The sequence below is a fragment of the Streptomyces phytophilus genome (genome assembly GCF_013870535.1).
Taxonomy (GTDB): Bacteria; Actinomycetota; Actinomycetes; order Streptomycetales; family Streptomycetaceae; genus Streptomyces; species Streptomyces phytophilus.
In genome coordinates, this window is record NZ_JACBXC010001582.1 from 1 (window position 1) to 1,201 (window position 1,201).

Below are 1,201 nucleotides of genomic sequence, written 5' to 3' on the forward strand. Positions count from 1 at the left end.
GGTCCAGCAGCTCGTCGATCTTCCGCTCCGCCGCCTGCCACGCCTGCGCGGGCGTCAGCCTCTGCTGCTCGACCGGCAGGATGCCCGCGTCGGTGATCTGCTGCTGGATCGGCTGGTCCTGCGCGCCGAGTTCGAGCGTGGGGATGCTCTTGGCGGCGATGGAGAAGATCTCGCCGGTCGGCGCGTCGTTGAAGTACGGGTGCGTGGCGTCCGCGACCTGCGGCAGCTCGTACGCCGCCTGCGAGCTGGGGAAGCTCGCCCGCTTCTCGAAGAGCCGGGCCTGCTGCTCGGGCGCGGTCAGCCAGGCCGCGAGCCGCGCCGCCACCTCCTTGTGCTCGCCGGCCTCGGGCACGGTGAGGAACGAGCCGCCCCAGTTGGCGGGCTTGGGCGCGGTGGCGATGTCCCACTTGTCGGCCGCCTTCGGGCCCGCCTTCTCCTGTATGTAACCCAGCATCCAGGACGGGCAGATGACGGTCGCGAAGCCGCCCTCGGCGAAGCCCTCGTCCCAGGCCGGGGTGAACTGCTTGAGCCGGGCGGTCATCTCCCCCTGCGCCGCCTGCATCGCCAGGTCCCAGGAGATCTCGACGGCGGGGCTGTCCTGGTAGATGGCCTCGCCCTCGCGGCCGAAGTAGCGGACGGGGAAGCTGCTGATCGAGCCGTTGTAGACGCCGGCCGCCGAGTCGACGAACGCGGTGCCCCCGGGGGCGTTCGCCATGTAGTCCGCGCCGACGCCGAGGTACTTCTCCCAGTCGGAGAACCACAGCGCGGCGACCTCCTCGCGGTCGGTCGGCAGCCCGGCGGCGCGGAAGAGGTCCTTGCGGTAGCAGACGGCCATGGGGCCGATGTCGGTGCCGAGGCCGACGGTCTTGTTCTCGTCGGTCGTCGCCTGGTCCCACTTCCAGGGCAGGAACGCGCCCTCGTCGACGCCGGTCGCCGTGCCGAGGTCCATCAGCCGGTCGGCGCGGGTGGCGACGACCTCGCTGATGTTGCCGACCTCGACGGCCTGGATGTCGGCGAGCCCGCGGCCGGAGTCGAGGGCGGCGCGCAGCTGCGGGTAGTACTCCTCGTTGCTGGGTGCGGCGCTCTCCTCGATGGTGACGTCGGGGTACAGCTTCTCGTACTCGTCGTAGAGCCCGGCCTCCTCGAAGCCGAAGACACCGAAGACGCCGACCGTCAGCGTGACGGGCCCGCCGTCTTCGGT

The 1,201-nt window shown here is 71.1% G+C and carries 1 protein-coding gene; it reads right to left on the reverse strand.

Translation table 11 applies throughout. From position 1 onward, the window contains the following. Positions 1-1,201: ABC transporter substrate-binding protein (locus H5J30_RS34405; protein ID WP_181791738.1), on the reverse strand; the 1,201-nt coding region annotated here is incomplete at both ends.